Annotated in this window: 10 protein-coding genes and 1 riboswitch; of the genes, 5 read left to right on the top strand and 5 right to left on the bottom strand. The window is 44.0% G+C overall.

Annotated features, from left to right (window positions below; all coding sequences use genetic code 11):
• The first annotated feature begins 59 nt into the window (after nt 1–59).
• Complete coding sequence (gene xyl3A / locus ACZMIG_RS11095; RefSeq protein WP_418874448.1) at nt 60–2,636, top strand: xylan 1,4-beta-xylosidase; 2,577 nt, start codon at nt 60–62, stop codon at nt 2,634–2,636.
• A gap of 570 nt (nt 2,637–3,206) precedes the next feature.
• Here xyl3A and ACZMIG_RS11100 read toward each other — a convergent pair.
• The 3 genes from ACZMIG_RS11100 to ACZMIG_RS11110 form a co-directional block, all read right to left on the bottom strand.
• Complete coding sequence (locus ACZMIG_RS11100; protein WP_418874447.1) at nt 3,207–4,550, bottom strand: Ig-like domain-containing protein; 1,344 nt, start codon at nt 4,548–4,550, stop codon at nt 3,207–3,209.
• Nucleotides 4,551–4,721: 171 nt separating this feature from the next.
• Nucleotides 4,722–6,485, bottom strand: coding sequence for a pectate lyase (locus ACZMIG_RS11105; protein ID WP_021853966.1), 1,764 nt, complete (start codon nt 6,483–6,485; stop codon nt 4,722–4,724).
• An 82-nt stretch (nt 6,486–6,567) separates the two neighbouring features.
• A complete protein-coding gene (locus tag ACZMIG_RS11110; protein WP_418874446.1) occupies nt 6,568–9,144 on the bottom strand; it encodes a glycoside hydrolase family 88 protein in 2,577 nt (858 codons plus the stop codon).
• A 422-nt stretch (nt 9,145–9,566) separates the two neighbouring features.
• On the opposite strand from ACZMIG_RS11110, the gene ACZMIG_RS11115 reads away from it, so the two are divergent.
• Nucleotides 9,567–10,115, top strand: coding sequence for a DUF6359 domain-containing protein (locus ACZMIG_RS11115; RefSeq protein ID WP_053398163.1), 549 nt, complete (start codon nt 9,567–9,569; stop codon nt 10,113–10,115).
• A 307-nt stretch (nt 10,116–10,422) separates the two neighbouring features.
• Nucleotides 10,423–10,602: riboswitch (cobalamin riboswitch) on the bottom strand.
• Between the two features lie 173 nt (nt 10,603–10,775).
• The gene (locus ACZMIG_RS11120; protein WP_487889551.1) at nt 10,776–11,372 is read left to right on the top strand and encodes an RNA polymerase sigma factor; all 597 of its coding nucleotides are present in this window, start codon (nt 10,776–10,778) and stop codon (nt 11,370–11,372) included.
• Nucleotides 11,373–11,592: 220 nt separating this feature from the next.
• Here the strand turns inward: ACZMIG_RS11120 and rpe are convergent, their stop codons facing one another.
• Nucleotides 11,593–12,243 carry a ribulose-phosphate 3-epimerase gene (gene rpe / locus ACZMIG_RS11125; RefSeq protein WP_021853962.1) on the bottom strand — a complete coding sequence of 217 codons (651 nt, stop codon included), beginning with the start codon at nt 12,241–12,243 and terminating at the stop codon, nt 11,593–11,595.
• Nucleotides 12,244–13,048: 805 nt separating this feature from the next.
• Between rpe and ACZMIG_RS11130 the strand changes: the two genes are divergently transcribed.
• Both ACZMIG_RS11130 and ACZMIG_RS11135 read left to right on the top strand, forming a co-directional pair.
• Nucleotides 13,049–13,729, top strand: coding sequence for a phosphoribosylanthranilate isomerase (locus ACZMIG_RS11130; protein WP_418874445.1), 681 nt, complete (start codon nt 13,049–13,051; stop codon nt 13,727–13,729).
• A 135-nt stretch (nt 13,730–13,864) separates the two neighbouring features.
• Entirely contained in the window at nt 13,865–14,278 is a 414-nt protein-coding gene (locus tag ACZMIG_RS11135) for a PaaI family thioesterase (RefSeq protein ID WP_021853959.1), read from the top strand.
• 36 nt (nt 14,279–14,314) lie between these two features.
• On the opposite strand, the gene ACZMIG_RS11140 is transcribed toward ACZMIG_RS11135, so the two are convergent.
• Nucleotides 14,315–16,084: a chloride channel protein gene (locus ACZMIG_RS11140; RefSeq protein ID WP_053398166.1), complete on the bottom strand. Its 1,770-nt coding sequence runs from the start codon at nt 16,082–16,084 to the stop codon at nt 14,315–14,317.
• Nucleotides 16,085–16,143: the final 59 nt, after the last annotated feature.

The following is a 16,143-nucleotide window of genomic DNA, read 5'->3' on the forward strand; positions in this document are numbered from 1 at the left end:
TATTTAAAGTCTTTTTGAGTTCTTGTAAACTGTTTAAAATCTATAATACCAAGAAAACGATGAAAAAGCGAAATCTATTTGTTGTAGCGGCTGTCTTTTGTTCTGTTGTTTCTGGTGCTCAGACTCTTCCTTACCAGAATCCTAATCTTTCCGCAAAGGAACGTGCTGCTGATTTATGTTCAAGGTTGACGCTTGATGAGAAAGCCAAGCTGATGCTCGATCAGTCAGAGGCAATCCCCCGACTAGGCATACCCGGCTTTGCATGGTGGAGCGAAGCCCTTCATGGCGTCGGACGCAACGGCTATTGCACGGTGTTCCCTTCATGTATCGGAATGGCTGCGTCTTTCGACGATGTGTTGCTCGAGCGTATATATACGGCGGTGAGCGATGAGGCACGTGCAAAGAATACGGCACAGAGAAAGAAGGGCAGCGTGGGCCGTTATCAGGGTCTTTCGTTCTGGACTCCAAACGTAAACATTTTCCGTGATCCGAGATGGGGACGCGGGCAGGAAACTTATGGTGAGGACCCGTATATGAACACGCGTATGGGACTTGCCGTGGTGCGTGGCCTGCAGGGACCGGCCGGACATAAGTATATGAAGCTTTATGCCTGCGCAAAGCATTTTGCCGTACATAGCGGTCCTGAGAAGACGCGCCATCATTTCGACATCGAAAACCTGTCGCCACGTGATTTGTGGGAGACTTATTTGCCGGCATTCAAGGCGCTTGTGCAGAAGGGAGGCGTAAAGGAAGTTATGTGTGCATATCAGCGTTTTGAGGGAGAGCCATGCTGTGGCAGCAACAGGCTGCTTAGGCAGATTCTTCGTGACGAATGGGGATTCAAGGGGCTTGTGGTGAGCGACTGCGGCGCCATCAGTGATTTTTGGACTCCTGGCTGCCATGAAGTTTCACCCGATGCTGCTTCAGCCTCAGCCAAAGCCGTTATAAGCGGCACAGACCTCGAATGCGGAAACAGCTATAAGGCTCTGCCTGATGCCGTAAAGGCCGGAGCCATAACGGAGCAACAGATAAATACAAGTGTAGAACGGCTGCTTGAGGCGCGTTTTGAACTAGGCGACTTTGACCCTGACTCACTTGTTGAGTGGACACGCATTCCTGAAAGTGTTATAGCTAGCAAGGCCCACAAGAAGCTGGCGCTCGACATGGCACGCGAGCAGATGGTGCTGCTGCATAACAAGAACAACACTCTGCCGTTGGCAAAGGACGCTTCTGATATTGTAGTTATGGGACCTAATGCTGCCGATTCGACAATGATGTGGGGCATATATTACGGTCAGCCTACACACACCATCACGGTGCTTGAGGGAATGCGCAACAAGCTTGGCTCTGGCGTAAGATATGTCAAGGGATGCGACATAACGTCAATGACCGAGAGTGAGAGCATTTTTGGACGCATGACAGGACTTGACGGCAAGGCCGGAATGACAGCAAAGTTCTGGAATAACACCGATATGGACGGACAGCCTGTTTATGAGGGCAATTATTCGAGCCATCCTCAGTTTGACACCGGCGGCAACACCGTATTTGCTCCGGGAGTGGAGCTGAAAGATTTTTCTGTCAGGTTTAACGGAAACTTTACGGCTGACAAGACTGAGACTCTGTGTGTGAGATATCTGAATGACGGACGCATACGCCTTATTGTCAACGGAGACACTTTGGTAAACAGAAATAATAAGAACGAGGTGAGGCTTAATGAGCGCCGTATTAAGGTTAAGGCCGGCGCCAACTATTCTGTGCAGCTCGACTATATCCAGTTTGGCAACGGTGCTTCGCTGAATTTTGACGTATCAAGAATGCAGACACTCACAGTTCCCGGTGTGCTCAAGTCTGTTGGTGATGCATCCACTGTTGTGTTCGTTGGCGGTATATCGCCCAATCTGGAGCGTGAGGAGGCTAAGGTTACGGAGCCGGGATTTGACAATGGCGACCGTACCAGCATTGAACTTCCCTTAGTTCAGCGCGAACTTATTAAGGCTCTTCATGATGCAGGCAAGAAGGTTGTGCTGGTCAATTGCAGCGGCAGTGCGGTTGCGCTTACACCAGAACTCGAGACATGTGATGCAATTCTGCAGGCATGGTATCCAGGTGAGCAGGGCGGTACGGCTGTGGCAGATGTTCTGTTTGGCGATTACAATCCCGGCGGCAAGCTTCCTGTTACATTCTATAAGAACGACAGTCAGCTGCCTCCGTTTGACGATTACAATATGTCAAACCGCACCTACCGCTATTTTAAGGGCGAACCGCTGTTCCCCTTTGGATACGGATTAAGCTATACGACATTCACTGTAGGCGAGCCGTCTTATGACGCCTCAACCGGCAAGATAAAGGTGAAGGTTGGCAATACCGGCCGTCGTGACGGAGTTGAAATCGTGCAGGCATATATGCGCAACACGGCAGATGCAGAAGGACCGCTGAAAACATTGCGCGGATTTGCGCGTGTTGAGCTGAAGGCAGGCGAGACGAAGACCGTAGAAATAGATTTTCCGCGTGAAGCTTTTGAGGGCTGGGATGCTCAGAGTAATGCCATGAGAGTGGTGCCGGGCAGGTATGACATCATGGTCGGAACATCGAGCGCTGACAAGGATCTGAAGCGTATAAGCGTGGATGTGAAGTGATAAAACAGAAAACTCGTTTGGCAACATGACATTTTATCGAGTAAAAAGTCATGACATTTTAAAATCGCGAAATAGCGATTCAGATGGCTGTCATTGGCCTAAAAACATTCAAAATCTATGGTTTTTAGCAGCCTGAAAGGTGAGTTTTGAGATGAAAACCATTGACTTTTGACTATAAAACAAGCCTTTTGACACTGCAAAACATGTCATTTTATGTTATAAAAGCATACCTTTTACACGCTGAAAGGTATGCTTTTGCTTTTATTATACAGTGCGAATTAATACCTGAATGCTATAAGATGCTGATAACCAATGCTTTATCATATGACTTGTAAAATGCAGGATTTTAAGGCTAGGGATATCTTTTATTTTCGCGATGGCCTTTCTGCGCACGTTAAAGGTTCGGATTTTAGAAAACTTTTACATCCCTTCATTTAGCTTTATGTGTCGTAACAAGCCGTAATTCATATAGACTTCTCAGTCTGTTTCATTCCAGTTGAATATATTAAAATAAAAGGGATGCAGCCATGACAGCTGCATCCCTTATGATGTATAATCTGTTGTTTAAGATTATTTGTTAACGAATTTCTTGCCGTTCTGAATCAGAATGCCCTTTGTGTTCTTGCTTACGCGCTGACCTGCGAGGTTGTAAACAGGGGCATTTGTGTCAAACTTCTCAACTGTTGTGCCGCTGATGCTTGTGCCTGTTTCGTCAAGCTGATAGAGGAAAGGCAATACTGTATTTTCCTTCTTTTCTGTATATACACCGAATGTTGTATAAGTGCCGTCACCCCACTGGATGAAATATCCGTTGTTGGCAATCTTGAATGTACCGTCAGTCTGAGCCTCTACAGTCCAAACGCTAGGTTCAGAACCTACATTGAATGAGTTGTATGTTCCGCTCTGATACATGTATCTGTCGTAGCAGTCCTGTATTGTGTAGCCTGAACCTTTTTCTGTAAATACGAAGCTGTCATCGTATGTGCTCTTTATTTTGATAACGTCAGTAAGTTCATCAATAGAGCCTGAATTCAAGTAGCCGTATGTGTAATTTTCAGAAAGCGGATATGCATAGTATGTCTTATTGTCACGCTGAGCAACGATAAGATATTCTTTACCGCTTGTTATGGCAGCAACTTTCTTGTAAGTGTTATATTTGAACACTTCGATTGTGCAAGTAGCCTTGCCTGCATAGTATTCATCGTTTTCCTCAGAAGTGGCTGTGATAACAGCTGTTCCTAATTCGCCACCTAATGTGATAGTTCCCTCGCTGTTTACAGAAGCAACGCCTTCATTGTCAGATGCAAATGTAACGGCTGCTGTTGTAGCTTTAGTAAATGTAGGAGCAGTAAACTCTGTTCCCTGTTCAACAGAAACCTCATCTTCGCTGAACTTAAGTTCTGCGTTCTTCTTTGCAACTCCACCTGCAAGTGTTACTACGGCATTCTTGTAGCGGTTCTGAGTTGATACACTTGAGTTGTTGGCGTCACGTGAAGCTGTGAATGTAACTTCGGCAGCATCTCCGGTCCATGTAATGTTTTTGTCAGCGTCTTCAGTTATAGTGCCGACATTGGCTGTGAGGACACCCCATTTGTCAATTTGGCCATGCTCAAGAGTGATGCTTGTCATGTTGCCTGTTGTAGATGTGAATGTCATTGTACATCCGTCAAGAACTTCAGTGCTTTTTCCTCCGTAAAGACGTACTTCTCCGGCTTTATTGTATGCAGGAGGATTTTGAGAGTTGCCTTTGGCAAATGAAACAGTAATACCGTCTACAGTCTGTGGCATTTCTGTTATGTCGCTAATTGTTGCGTTGCCATATAATGCGGTAAAGTCGAATGTAGTTTGCGCAAATCCTGTTCCGCATATAAGGGACAGTATTGCAATTAAAGATAAGCGTAAAATTTTCTTCATAATCATAATTTTTTTAATTATTAATGTTGTTATATGTTTTACAAAAATAGAGATTTTATTTGTATTGGACAATTCTTTTTATGTTAAAATGTGGTTAATATTTTTTATCAAAAAAAGAGTGAGCAACATTAATGTCCTCACTCTTTTCATAAAGGTCTAATAAAACGAATCTTATTTTATAACTTTATCAGTCTTTGTCTTTCCGTTTTCGTAGGTTATCTTTCTGATATTTATGCCTTTAGCTGGTGCATTTAACTTGGCTCCGCCAAGTGTGAAGTATTCAATCTTCTTTATTTCAGAAGTGGTAACTTCATTGCTTATGCCTGTAGATACGCACGAAGGATAATACTCGTCAACGGTATTTATGGCATCCGTGTTCTGAGATTTCATGATATTCTCAACGATAGAGTTGATATAAACCTCAACGTTGGTGTACCATCCTTTCTGTGTGTCTATAGTATACAGACTTGCATCTGAGGCATCGTTGGGATTAAGGCCGTTGGCAATTTCCCATTCGTCGGGCATTCCGTCGTTGTCGCTGTCGTAGCCGTCAGGGCGCTGACCGGTGGGGAAGTTGGCTTCGGTGTATCCGTTAACATCAGAAACAAGGTCTACAAGACCTTCCTGCTTGGTTACAGAGCCTGTATATGTTGCCGTACCTGTCTGGGCTTCTTCCATATAGCGGGCGTCAACCTCGTCGCGATAAAGAGATGCACCGCAGTAGAGCATGACCTTGCTGAATGCGTTTTCTGCACTGTGGGTTGTAACCTCGCCCATTGGAGCTGGCTCGTCCATCTTTATTCTGACGCACATTTCGCCGTCGCTGTTTGCCACGTGTTCAACGGCATCTCCGTAATAGTTGTTTACGTCCTTAGAATATTCTTCGCCATTGATGGTGTATGTGCCGTCGTCATAGCTTACGCCGCTCCAGTCTCTGTTTTGAGTTATTGAACCTCCGTGAGTTTCTGTAGTGTTGCCTGCAATGTAGTAACGGCTGGTCATACCGAAGATTTTCGGATGTCCTTCAGAGTTTCCATCGGCAGCAACTGAAATTTCTGTAACCTTCTTTGCTTTGCTGTCCGGTGTAGACGGACCGCCCTTATAGTAGTTGTTCACTATATTAATTTGTCCGCCGCCGGGGCCTCCGTAGCAGCCGTTGCTGTTGCCCCAGTTATACATCACGCAGTTGCGGAAGTCAACATTTTCGGCCTGAACAGAGTTCTTCCAGTTATATGTGCTGTACAGTTTGTTGCCCGTGTATCCGCTCCATTCATAGCGTGCGCCGTTGAAACGCGGAACGCGGTTGGTTACGTGTGCTATCATGTTGTGGTGAAAGCTTGCCAGCTTACCGCCCCAGATGCCTCCGTAGCCGTGTGCTCCCTTGCCGTGTCCGGCGTTGTTAAGGCTCTCGGCAACAGTACACCATTGCATTGTAAAGTTATTGTTGTCGTAGAATGAGGCAACTTCGTCTATGCTCCAGCTGAAAGAGCAGTGGTCAAGAATAATACCTGTTGTTTCTCTTTGCCATGTTGCGTCTGCTCCGTCGTTCTTGTCTTTTTCCTGTCCGCGGCGCACGCGTATAAATCTTATGACATTGTTTGCTCCCGGTCTTACAGTATAATATCTTAAAGTTATTCCGGGGTAGGGGGCTGTCTGTCCGGCAATGGTGGTGTTTGCGCCGATGCTGATATCAGATTTCAGAGGTATTACTCCGGCAACATCAAATACGACAATCTTCTTAGAAGAACCGCTGACAGCAGATCTGAAAGAACCTGTACCGCTGTCGTTCAGATTAGTTACATGTACGATCTTTCCTTCGCGTCCGCCCGTTACGTAGCGTCCGTGACCTTCAGCTCCGGGGAATGCGGGAGCTTGCGCAGAAACAGCAATGGCACTCGCTGCCATTGCTGTTGTCATTAAGAGTTTCTTTTTCATTAAATGCTGTTAGAATTATCTTTTGTTATATCTGTTTTAATAAATGTCAGATGCTTTTAAGTAGATTTTGTCTTGCTGCTGATTACTGATTGAGCTTGGCAACATCGTATCCCATGCGCTCCATCTCCAGTGAAGCCCAGATAAACGGACCAACGCCTTTTCCGTCGTTGTCGCGTATAGGTTCACTCATGTAGTAGTTGAACGAGCCGTCGCGGCGGCGTCCTTTTGCGTTGTCGGGGCCTAAGCCTGACACTTCGCAGCAGCGTGTAAGTGATACAGTCTTGTCTGCATTCACCTTGATAAACTCTTTCAGTATGCCTTTATAGCCTTTCAGTCCGGCTTCTTTCAGGTCGTTAGAGAAGTAGCCGAGGCGTGAGCCTTTCAGCAGGACGTATGTAAACATTGAAGAAGCTGTTGCTTCGAGATAGTTGCGCGGATCTTTAACGTCGAGCACATCATACCATAAGCCGGTCTTCTTGTCCTGATATTTTACGGTTGCTTTCATGACGTTGTTCAGCATATCAATCAGCTTACCTCTGTTCTCATAGTTTTCAGGGAGAACGTCGAGCACTTCGAGTATAGCCATTGCAAACCATCCTTGAGCGCGTGCCCATGTATGTTTAGACAAGCCTGTTTCTGGGTTGGCCCAGAACATCTTCTGAGTTTCGTCCCATGCATGTTTCCACAGTCCTGTCTTTTCATCGTATGTACGGCTGTATGTCTTTGAAATCTGCTCGAAAGTGTCGTCATAATACTTCTTTGCCTTTTTCTCGCCTTTCAGTATAGGTGCTCCCATTGTGTAGAACGGATGTCCCATATATACGCCGTCGAGCCATACCTGGTGTGCGTATATAGCTTTGTGCCACCACACTCCGTCCTTTGTACGAGGCTGTTTTTCGAGCTGTTTGAACAGTGTTTTCAGGGCTTTCTCATTCTTCTTCTCGGGGAAAAGGCTGTTCATGCGCAGAATATAGCGTGCCGGACGTGTGTTGTCCAGGTTGAAGTCTTCATATTTGTATCCTGTGATGTTGCCCTTTTCGTCAATCATCTTAGCCGGGTATTGCTTCAGATAGTCTATGATGCTCTCGTCTTTGTATGCCAGATAGGTGTCGAGCATTGATTCGAGCTCTATTCCTACAACATATCCCCATTTTGGCTTTTTTGCGAAGTCAATCATGCACGGGTCTGGGTTGCGCTGCATCTCTGAGTGTACCATCCACTCGCTGTAGTTCTTGAACGGAGCCTCGGCAAGGATAAGTGAACCGTTGATGAAGAGGTTATCGTAGTTCATGTCGCGGGTTTTGCCATTGATGTAAACCGGCTTGTCATAAACGCCGTCAAACTTACAGTCCTTCAGATTGATGTTGTATACATTGGTCAGTGAGTCGAATGCTACAACCATGATTCCGTATTTGCTCTTCTGGCAGGTTACGTTCTCCATGTAGACGTTGCGTACTGTCGGGTAGAATCCGCGACGGCCAATTTCTTTCGGCTCATAGTCAAGATTTATCTTGAGCACAGCCTCGGCGCACTGGCCAACTTCAACGTTGCGCATATAGATGTTTTCAATCACGCCGCCACGGCATGAGTTTGTCTTTATTCTGAGAATACGGTCAAGGTTTGGGCTGTCCATTTTGCAGTTTTCAACAAACACATTGTTGCATCCGCCTGAAATCTCAGAGCCGATAACCACTCCTCCGTGTCCGTCTTTCATTACGCAGTTGCGCACAATTATGTTTTTGCTCGGACGTCCTACATAACGGCCCTTGCCGCCTTCGCGTCCGTCCTCGTTGCGTCCGCTCTTGATTGCGATGCAGTCGTCGCCAGTGTCGAACACACAATTCTCAATAAGAACATTCTCGCATGATTCAGGGTCACAGCCGTCTCCGTTAGGGCCGTCGTTGTGTACGGTTACGTTTCTTACGGTTATGTTCTTGCTCAGCAGCGGGTGCATTACCCAGAACGGTGAGCGTACCATTGTTACGCCTTCAATCAGAATACCGTCACACTGATTGAAGTTTACCATCTGAGGGCGCAGACCTTTTTTCGGGCCGAATATACGTTTTTCGATAGGCACTCCGTTTTCTGCCATTTTCAGCAGGTCGGCGCGTCCTCCTGGATTCTGCTGCTTTTCCTCAACAACAATGTCTTTGCTCTTAGGAGTCTTTCCGCTCATCAGCCACCATGTGTCGTCAGAACCGTTACCGTCGATAGTTCCTTCTCCGGTTATCGCGATGTCTGTTTCCTTGTAAGCATAAATCAGCGGTGAATAGTTTATGCAGTCGAGTCCTTCCCAGCGTGTTTCAACCAGAGGATAAAGGCTTCTGTCAAATTCGAAGAATAGGGTAGCACCCTTTTCGATTACAAGGTTAACGTGGCTCTTCATTCTGATGGCGCCAGTCTTCCATGTTCCTTGTGGGATTACAACACGTCCGCCACCGGCTTTTGAGCAGGCCTCTATAGCCTTGTTGATGGCTTTCTGGTTTTTTGCCGCACTGGCCTTTAGCGATGCTCCATACTTTGTTATGTCAAAAGTACGGTCGGCAAACTTAGGCATCCTGATGCTTTCTTCAATTTGTTTGTACTGCGTTTCCCATACTGATGCCGTCATGGCAAGCGGAAACAGTAGGCATAGCAATAATGTCTGTAATTGTTTCATAAAAACTAAGTTTGTAATGTATACGTAAAGTTAATATATGTTATTATTTTTTTGATTGTTGGTACAAATATAGTGAATATAATTTGAATACGAAAGCTTGTGTGTATTATTTTGTTTTATTTTTTGTAATATGCTTTGATTTACAGCACTTTGCAATATGTAATGCAGAATGCCAAAATGTAAAATATTTAACATTTTATGTAGTCTAAATGTTAAATATTAGTTTTTTAAATCAAAAAACTTGCAATTGTCATTGAAATGCCTTATATTTGCGACATCTTATTTATGATTTCGAAGTTTTAACGAAATCGTCAGAGGTTGACAGCATCCTGCGTCAACCTCTTTTTGTTTTTGCCCGTGATTGTTTGTCTGTTATGAAAAATATTGTTACTTTTGTATATCGTTAACCAACATAATATATTATGAAAAAAATCAGGTTTATGTTTGTGCTGTTGTTGACAGCATTCTTTTTTTCTGCATGCGACAAACCCTATGATGATTCGGAAGAAGGCATAGATGACGGAACGGAGATTGTCGGCGGAACGGATAAGGACACCGGTTCAGATGATGAAGATGAAGGCGATGGTGAGTATGATGATGATACAGGCATTTCTTTTGGTGATGTTGTGGATGTAGAGACGTTTATCAGTAAGCCTATAGTTGATCAGGTATGGGTGAAGGGCTACATCGTAGGTTCGGCAACTGGCGCCAATGGTAAGAAACGATATGATTTTGAACCTCCGTTTGATCACGATACAGCATTACTCTTGGCTGACGATCCTGCAACAGCTGATCTTTCTCATGTGGTTTCAGTATGCCTCACGTCATGCTCAAAGAAAATACGTGAGGAACTCAATCTAAAGGAGCATCCAGAAAATCGCGGCAAGGTGTTGTCTGTGTTTGGTTTCCGCGAGACGTATCTTGCCATTCCCGGAATAAAGAAAATAGATGCTTACGAATTTTCGAATTAGGATATTGATGTGTCTTATGTTTTCGACTATTGAAGAATTGTCAATGTCATTTTTTTTGCATCTGATCTTGATAAATCCTTGACTGATAGGGTGATAAAATAATTGACAACGCCTCACGGCGTTGTCAATCTCGGATAAACTTATATAATTAAAACACGATAATATAACGTCTTGTCAAATGTAGCGTCAATGTGTAATACTCACGTCAACTGCATATAGCGATATTACACAGCTATGCAGTGACACGGCATTTATTAGTCTGATATTAATTTTATAAGATTGACCATAGCCCCTTACATCGAGAGAATAGGTCTTACATCATAAGGCAGGTATTCTGACTTTGTTCCACTTTCAAGCACCTTCCCGTTTTCACAGTGGCATGTTACTTTTAAGTTATAAAGGAACTTACAGCTGCGGGACAGTCGGAGATTTTCACCCCGTTCCCTTTTTAATCGAGTCGTATCGAACCTTAATCATCCGCAAAGATACATATAGTTTGTCAAAGTTCAAAAGAAAAAACGTTATTTTTCTAAAATATTTGTGCGTGTAAACATTTCTTCTTATATTTGCACGTACAATATGATTGTTTAATATTAATTTAATTTAGATAAAGCCTATCGAAACACTGTTTACCTAAAATTAAAAAATAAGAATAAAGAAATGGAAAATATAAGTAGGTTGACTGATGAGGAGTTAGCTATTTCTTATGTAAGGGGAAACAACAGGGCTTTTGATGAGCTGTTATCAAGAAATCAGAGCAAATTGTTCTCATACATATTGTTTGTCGTCAGAGACGAGGACAAGGCCAACGACCTGTTTCAGGAAACTTTTGTGAAGGTTATAACAAAGCTGCATCAGGGCAGGTATGTTGACAGTGGAAAATTCGGAGCGTGGATTATGCGCATCGCGCATAATGTCATTATGGATTGGTATCGTGAGCAGCGTTCGCGTAATCTGATTGAGCCTACTGACGAGAACGATCTCTCTAATCTCAGCGGCAATGAAATACTGGACAGCAACGTTGAAAACCGTTATGTAAACGATCAGATAATGGTTGATGTCAAGAACATGATGAATATGTTGACTCCTACGCAGCGTGAGGTTGTGTTCATGAGGTTTTATCAAGATTTGTCGTTTAAGGAGATTGCCGAGACTACGGGAGTCAGCATCAATACTTCATTGGGCAGAATGCGGTATGCTATCCTCAATCTGCGCCGTATGTCAAAGGAACATAATATAGCGCTTCAGCTTGACTGACCGGTCAGACTTGCGCCGTTCTTTCGATTTAGTCAATATTGAATAACTTTAATAATATAGACAAGCCGATTTAATTCGGTTTTTTACTGTATGATGTTGCGGACAATAGGTTGTCTTAATCTGTTGGCAACATAAAATGGCGCAGACTGTATTATCCGTCTGCGCCATTTTATATTGTATATTAATTTTATGCTTGTTTTCTGCGTCCAACATTGCGCGTTTAGAGTTGCTTCAGGTCGTGTATGGTGGCAGCCGGATCTTTAGATTTGAATATATAGCTTCCGCTTACCAGGACATCCACGCCGGCTTCAACGAGTCTTGGGGCTGTTTGGCTCTGTACGCCTCCGTCAACTTCGATAAGTGCCTTTGAGCCGGATTCTTCTATCAGTCTTCTTAAACGCTTTACTTTGTCAATGGTGTTTTCTATGAATGCCTGACCTCCGAATCCGGGGTTTACACTCATTATTAGCACCATGTCAACGTCCTTTATGACATCTTCGAGCATACATACAGGTGTCGACGGATTTAGCGTTACGCCGGCTTTCATGCCTGCTTCATGTATTTCATGTATTGTTCTGTTAAGGTGTGTGCATGCCTCGAAGTGCACGTTCATCATCATGGCTCCTGTCTTTGCTGTCTGCTTTATGTATCTTTCAGGTGCTGTTATCATGAAATGCACGTCAAGCGGCTTTTGGCATGTTTTTGCGACAGCTTCAATTACTGGGAAGCCAAATGAAATGTTTGGCACAAACACTCCGTCCATAACATCAAGATGGAGCCAGTCTGCCTCGCTGTTGTTTATCATGTCGATGTCTTTCTGCAGATTAAGAAAATCGGCAGAAAGTAATGAAGGTGAAATTAATGTTGCCATAAATGGTAGGTTTCTAATTCAGACAATAAGCTTCGTTTTTTCCGTTAAGTTTTATAGACCTGTAGGTATAAGCTATCTGCTTGATAATGTTTAGCGTATTCTTAGACGGCTTGTTTTCTTCTTTGGTAAAATATTTCATAGGCAAATTATTTTTAATTCTATTATTGTAACGATGATAAATCGTTTTTATTACTCTTTTATATGTCTTTTTTTCTGATTTCGTTTGACAGAAGCTGTTGATGTTTAAAATATTATTGAATTACATTTAGATATTAGGGCTTTTCTGTGTGTTTTATGCTCTTTTGTTGTTGCACTGATGTTCTTGTTTTTATATATAAATGTGCTAACGTTGTAAACATAACTTGCCGTATTGTGTTAAAACTGCAACTTTTTTGATAAAAATGTGCCAAAAAGTTTGTTGCTTATAGAATAATGTTTATCTTTGCAATCGGTTAAGCTGGGGTATCCGCTTGATTTGTTGGTGAGTGTGCCTTTGTTTTATGCGGCATACGTATAAATAGATAAAATTTACTGAAAACAATATTTGCATAGTTATGGCTTAGTTCACAAAAGCAGAATATAGCTGGCTATTGTACTGTGTGAAGAAGAATTATACATTTTTTGAGGCCTGCCGAAACGGCAGGCCTTTTTTATTAAGATTAGTTTATTAGGTAAAAATTTCGTGGCGTGTATGCCTTAATAGGCAGAATATTTGTATCTTTGTTACATGGCAGAATTCATCAGTAATGTATTTAAAGGAATTTGTCATAGCTAATTTATTTATGTCTGAAACGAAACTGTAGTCATGATAATAAAAGTTTGTGGATTGCGCGATCCTGAAAATATACGTGCCGTCATGGGGCTTGGCGCTGATATGATAGGCTTGGTTTTTGACAGAAGAAATCCGCGTTATGTCTCTTCGATACCCTCTAATGTCGGCTTATTGCCTGATTATGCAAGTATACAGGGGCATGATCTGAATGAGGATGGAAAAGTGGCAAGAGTAGGGGTCTTTGGTAGCGATATGCCCCAGAACATTATAACGATGGCTTATAATTATAAGCTCGATTATGTTCAGCTTTATGGCAAAAACGACGAGATAATGATAAATAATCTCCGGCTGACTCTTAGGGATGAGATATGTCCGGGAATAAAGTTCATTAAGGCTATTGGTATTGCTGATATGGAAGATGTCGGACTGTGGCGTAAGTATAAGAATGTTGCTGACATGCTACTCTTTTATCCTAAAAAACAGTATGGCGATGATGTTGAAGCAAAGTTTGACTGGAGCTTGCTTGACTATTATGACGGTGATATACCGTTTATTATAAGCGGCGGAATAGGACCTGATGACGTGGAGAAAGTGCTTTCGTTGACTCATCCTTGCATGGCAGGAATAGACATTAACAGCCGTTTTGAAACTTCTCCGGCTGTAAAGGATATTTCTTTGTTGAAGCCGTTTATAGAAAGTATAAGAAATGGATAGCAGCATAGCCCTGTTGCCTTTGATATTGTTTAATGTCGCCGGAGGCGGCAGTCGCTTACAGGATGTTTTAGCTTTTGTATCAGTTTAGCTGATAAGTGTTTTTGACAGAGGAAGGTTATATATAAATAATTTGCAATGACGTTAAAAGATTTTTTAAACGAAAAGGATATATTTGCGGCGAATGCCGGCATGGAACTTGTGGAGGTGAGAGAGGGATATTCACGTGCAGTAATGACGGTTGGCAAGTCGCATCTCAATGCCGGTGGCGTTTGTCAGGGCGGTGCGCTTTTTACACTTGCCGATTTGGCTCTGGCTGCAGTAATGAACAGCCATGGACAGCTGACGCTTAGCATAGAAAGCACGATAACGTTTCTGCACAGTGCCGTAGAAGGTGATGTGCTTACGGCTGAGGCAACAGAAACGTGCAATCATCACAAAATACCTTATTGCGAGGTTAAGATATGCAATCAGGACAATAAACTAATTTGTAAGTTTACAGCTATAGCTTACAGGAAAAAGACAGACTTCAAGTTTGACGCTTTGATGTAAAGCGTCAGACTGATTGCTTTGATTATTGCTTGGCAATCAGTCTTCCGACAGGTCGGCCACCATCTTTCTGTACATGGTGTACATGTGTGTGCGTGATATGTAGCCCAGCAGGTGGTTCTCATTGTCGAGCACAGGCAGCATGGCAGAGTCGGTCTGGTCAAACTTTTTCATCACAATCTCCATTGTGTCGTTCACGCTGAGCGTTGCTTCTGGCTGAGACATCAGTTGCTTGACCTTGAAGTGATGATACAGCTCAGTCCTGAACACAATGTGGCGAAGCTTGGTTATGTCTATTTCGCCAAGCAAGTTGCCCGCATCGTCGAGCACAGGCAACACGTTGTTGTGGCTCTTGCTTATGGCGTGTACGAGCGAAGCCAGGTTGAGTTCGGGAGACACGGCCGTGAAACTCTTGTCAATCACGCTGTCAAGGCTCATAAGCGTAAGCACGGCCCTGTCCTTATGGTGTGTTATCAGTTTTCCCTGACGTGCCAGTCGCATGCCGTAGATGCTGTGAGGCTCAAATATAATGATGGTAAGATATGCACAGATGCTTACAATCATCAGAGGGATGAACATCTGGTAACCGCCGGTTATTTCGGCAATGAGGAAGATACCCGTAAGCGGTGCGTGCATCACTCCAGCCATTACGGCCGACATTCCGAGCAGTGCAAAGTTCTTTTCAGGCAGATATATTCCTATCTCATAAATGTTCCATACTCTTGCAAAGAAGAAGCCGGCAAATGCTCCTATAAACAATGAAGGAGCGAATGTTCCGCCGCATCCTCCTCCGCCGTTTGTGGCAGAGGTGGCAAACACCTTGGTGAGAAGAACCATTCCGATGTATGGCAGGAGCATTTCGCTGTTGCCGTAGAACGGCGAGTTGTGCAGAATGGTCTCCCATTCGGCTTCAGTCTTTCCGTTTAGCAGGATGTTTATGCTGCCGTATCCTTCACCGTAAAGTGACGGAAACAAGAATATCAGCGGGCTTAACACCATCGCGCCGAGCAGAAGCTTTAGCATGGGGCGGTTCTTTATGCGGCCGAAAACAGACTCGCAGGCGGTCATGGTGCGTATGAAGTAAAGGCTTACAAAGCCTCCGAATATACCCAGCAGAATGTTTGCCGGCACGCGTTCAACGGGCCATGCGCTGTCAAGATGGAAGAAAAACAGCGGGTCGCTGCCCGTGAATATATACGTGAAGCATGTGGCTGTTACGCTTGATATCAGTATTGGCAGCAGCGATGCCATGGTAAGGTCTATCATCAGGACCTCGAGCGTGAACACAAGCCCGGCTATCGGGGCCTTGAATATTCCGGCTATCGCTGCGGCGGCTCCGCATCCTACAAGCAGCATCAGGGTCTTGTTGTCCATGTTGAACAGCTTGCCGAGATTGCTGCCTATTGCCGAACCAGTAAGTACGATAGGTGCCTCGGCTCCTACGCTTCCGCCGAATCCGATAGTTATGGCCGACGCTATCACCGAACTCCAGCAGTTGTGTCCTTTCAGCCTGCTGCGCTTGCTGCTGATGGCATAAAGGATGCGGGTGATACCGTGGCTTATCTCGTCTTTGACGATGTAGCGGACAAAAAGTGAAGTAAGGTAAATACCTATCACCGGATATACAAGATACATCCAGTTGAATGTGTTTGCATCAAATTTAGATGTCAGCAAAAGGGCAATTTCCTCAATAATCCAGTGCAGGATGAATGCTGCTATGGCAGCAAAAAATCCTACAAGAAAGCTTAAGAATAGCGTGAATTGGCGGTCTGTTATATACTGCTTGCGCCATGATATGATACGCTCCATCAGTGTCTGTTCGCCTGAAGCCCCTTCTGCAATTCCGTTAATACGACTCACTTTGTGTC

This window comes from Xylanibacter sp., from assembly GCF_057607445.1.

Coding starts and splice junctions, on each gene's coding strand:
- xyl3A (WP_418874448.1), top strand. CDS start 60: ATGAAAAAGCGAAATCTATTTGTTGTAGCGGCTGTCTTTTGTTCTGTT.
- ACZMIG_RS11100 (WP_418874447.1), bottom strand. CDS start 4,550: ATGAAGAAAATTTTACGCTTATCTTTAATTGCAATACTGTCCCTTATA.
- ACZMIG_RS11105 (WP_021853966.1), bottom strand. CDS start 6,485: ATGAAAAAGAAACTCTTAATGACAACAGCAATGGCAGCGAGTGCCATT.
- ACZMIG_RS11110 (WP_418874446.1), bottom strand. CDS start 9,144: ATGAAACAATTACAGACATTATTGCTATGCCTACTGTTTCCGCTTGCC.
- ACZMIG_RS11115 (WP_053398163.1), top strand. CDS start 9,567: ATGAAAAAAATCAGGTTTATGTTTGTGCTGTTGTTGACAGCATTCTTT.
- ACZMIG_RS11120 (WP_487889551.1), top strand. CDS start 10,776: ATGGAAAATATAAGTAGGTTGACTGATGAGGAGTTAGCTATTTCTTAT.
- rpe (WP_021853962.1), bottom strand. CDS start 12,243: ATGGCAACATTAATTTCACCTTCATTACTTTCTGCCGATTTTCTTAAT.
- ACZMIG_RS11130 (WP_418874445.1), top strand. CDS start 13,049: ATGATAATAAAAGTTTGTGGATTGCGCGATCCTGAAAATATACGTGCC.
- ACZMIG_RS11135 (WP_021853959.1), top strand. CDS start 13,865: ATGACGTTAAAAGATTTTTTAAACGAAAAGGATATATTTGCGGCGAAT.
- ACZMIG_RS11140 (WP_053398166.1), bottom strand. CDS start 16,084: ATGGAGCGTATCATATCATGGCGCAAGCAGTATATAACAGACCGCCAA.